At 52.8% G+C, this 3,146-nt stretch carries 1 rRNA gene; it reads left to right on the plus strand.

Annotation, left to right across the window (positions count from 1 at the left end):
* Nucleotides 1-75 precede the first annotated feature (75 nt).
* A 23S ribosomal RNA gene (locus ACFP56_RS21640) occupies nucleotides 76-3,132 on the plus strand.
* Nucleotides 3,133-3,146 lie beyond the last annotated feature (14 nt).

Raw genomic sequence — 3,146 nt, forward strand, 5'->3', positions numbered from 1 at the left:
AAGCGAATCGTTTTTGATTGACGACCTTCATCCCAAAAGGATGTTCGAGGAAATCAAAAATGAAGAGCGATACTAGGTTAAGCTAGTAAGAGCGCACGGAGGATGCCTAGGCACTAGGAGCCGAAGAAGGACGTGGCGAACAACGATACTGCCTCGGGGAGCTGTAAGCAAGCATTGATCCGGGGATTTCCGAATGGGGAAACCCAGCTGTCGTAATGGACAGTTACTTCTTGATGAATACATAGTCAAGAGTGAGGCATACCAGGGGAACTGAAACATCTAAGTACCCTGAGGAAGAGAAAACAAAAGTGATTCCGTCAGTAGCGGCGAGCGAACGCGGATTAGCCCAAACCAGAAAGCTTGCTTTCTGGGGTTGTAGGACAGCTCATATGGAGTTACAAAGGTGTAGGTTAGGTGAAGAGGTCTGGAAAGGCCCGCTAGAAGAGGTAAAAGCCCTGTAGCCAAAAACCTGCACCCTCCGAGCTGGATCCTGAGTACGGCGGGACACGTGAAACCCCGTCGGAATCCGGCAGGACCATCTGCCAAGGCTAAATACTCCCTAGTGACCGATAGTGAAGCAGTACCGTGAGGGAAAGGTGAAAAGCACCGCGGGAGCGGAGTGAAAAAGAACCTGAAACCGTGCGCTTACAAGAAGTCAGAGCCCGTTTTAGGGGTGATGGCGTGCCTTTTGTAGAATGAACCGGCGAGTTACGTTTGTATGCAAGGTTAAGTTGGAGAGACGGAGCCGTAGCGAAAGCGAGTCTGAATAGGGCGCATATAGTATGCAGACGTAGACCCGAAACCGTGTGATCTACCCCTGTCCAGGATGAAGGTGCGGTAACACGCACTGGAGGTCCGAACCCACGCACGTTGAAAAGTGCGGGGATGAGGTGGGGGTAGCGGAGAAATTCCAATCGAACTCGGAGATAGCTGGTTCTCCCCGAAATAGCTTTAGGGCTAGCCTCGGTGTAGAGCATGCTGGAGGTAGAGCACTGATTGGATGCGGGGCCCGCGAGGGTTACCAAGTCTAGTCAAACTCCGAATGCCAGCCATGTATAACCGGGAGTCAGACAGTGAGTGCTAAGATCCATTGTCAAGAGGGAAACAGCCCAGATCATCAGCTAAGGTCCCCAAGTGTGTGTTAAGTGGGAAAGGATGTGGAGTTGCACAGACAACCAGGATGTTGGCTTAGAAGCAGCCACCATTTAAAGAGTGCGTAATAGCTCACTGGTCGAGTGACTCTGCGCCGAAAATGTAACGGGGCTAAACACACCACCGAAGCTATGGCATGTCACAGTCTTCACTACTTCTTTGAAGAGTGTTAGACCAAGAGGAATTCGTCAAATGCTACCTTAACGGTAGATCAAGGATTTGACTAAATGCCCTCAGCTAAACACGTAACCCTCGAAGGGGAAGTGAAGACTGTGACTTGGGTAGGGGAGCGTTGAATACGGATTGAAGTCAGACCGGAAGGACTGGTGGACTGTATTCAAGTGAGAATGCCGGTATGAGTAACGAAAAGACAAGTGAGAATCTTGTCCGCCGTAAGCCTAAGGGTTCCTGAGGAAGGCTCGTCCACTCAGGGTAAGTCGGGACCTAACGCGAGGCCGAAAGGCGTAGTGGAAGGACAACAGGTTGAAATTCCTGTACCACCGAAGATTGTTTGAGCAATGGGGTGACACAGAAGGGTAGTGACGCGGACTGATGGATATGTCCGTCCAAGCAGTGAGGCTGATGTGTAGGCAAATCCGCACATCGTAAGGCTGGGCTGTGATGGGGAGTGAACATTGCAGTAGCGAAGGTCATGAGCTCCGGCTGTCAAGAAAAGCCTCTAGTTAGATCTAGGTGCCCGTACCGCAAACCGACACAGGTAGGCGAGCAGAGCATGCTAAGGCGCGCGGAAGAACTCTCGTTAAGGAACTCGGCAAAATGACCCCGTAACTTCGGGAGAAGGGGTGCCCCGGTAGGGTTAATCGCCCGAGGGGGCCGCAGTGAAAAGGCCCAATCGACTGTTTAGCAAAAACACAGGTCTGTGCAAAGTCGTAAGACGACGTATACGGGCTGACGCCTGCCCGGTGCTGGAAGGTTAAGGGGAGCGGTTAGGGAGCAATCCCGAAGCTGTGAACCGAAGCCCCAGTAAACGGCGGCCGTAACTATAACGGTCCTAAGGTAGCGAAATTCCTTGTCAGGTAAATTCTGACCCGCACGAATGGCGTAACGAATTGGGCGCTGTCTCAACGAGAGATCCGGTGAAATTTTAATACCTGTGAAGATGCAGGTTACCCGCGACAAGACGGAAAGACCCCATGGAGCTTTACTGCAGCTTGATATTGGACTTTGGTACGATCTGTACAGGATAGGTGGGAGCCTACGAAGCATGAGCGCCAGCTTGTGTGGAGGCGCCGTTGGGATACCACCCTGATCGTATCGGAGTTCTAACCTGTCACCGTGAAGCCGGTGAAGGGACCGTGTCAGGCGGGCAGTTTGACTGGGGCGGTCGCCTCCTAAAGAGTAACGGAGGCGCCCAAAGGTTCCCTCAGAATGGTTGGAAATCATTCGAAGAGTGTAAAGGCAGAAGGGAGCTTGACTGCGAGACCTACAAGTCGAGCAGGGACGAAAGTCGGGCTTAGTGATCCGGTGGTACCGAATGGAAGGGCCATCGCTCAACGGATAAAAGCTACCCTGGGGATAACAGGCTTATCTCCCCCAAGAGTCCACATCGACGGGGAGGTTTGGCACCTCGATGTCGGCTCATCGCATCCTGGGGCTGAAGTAGGTCCCAAGGGTTGGGCTGTTCGCCCATTAAAGCGGTACGCGAGCTGGGTTCAGAACGTCGTGAGACAGTTCGGTCCCTATCTGTCGCGGGCGTAGGAAATTTGAGAGGAGCTGTCCTTAGTACGAGAGGACCGGGATGGACGTACCGCTGGTGTACCAGTTGTTCCGCCAGGAGCACCGCTGGGTAGCCAAGTACGGAAGGGATAAGCGCTGAAAGCATCTAAGCGTGAAGCCCCCCTCAAGATGAGATTTCCCAATTAGTAAGACCCCTTGAAGACGACGAGGTTGATAGGCTGGGGGTGGACGTGCAGCAATGCATGGAGCTGACCAGTACTAATCGGTCGAGGGCTTATCCTAAAGCGTTTGGTAGC

The sequence above is a fragment of the Paenibacillus septentrionalis genome (genome assembly GCF_042659865.1).
GTDB lineage: Bacteria > Bacillota > Bacilli > Paenibacillales > Paenibacillaceae > Pristimantibacillus > Pristimantibacillus septentrionalis.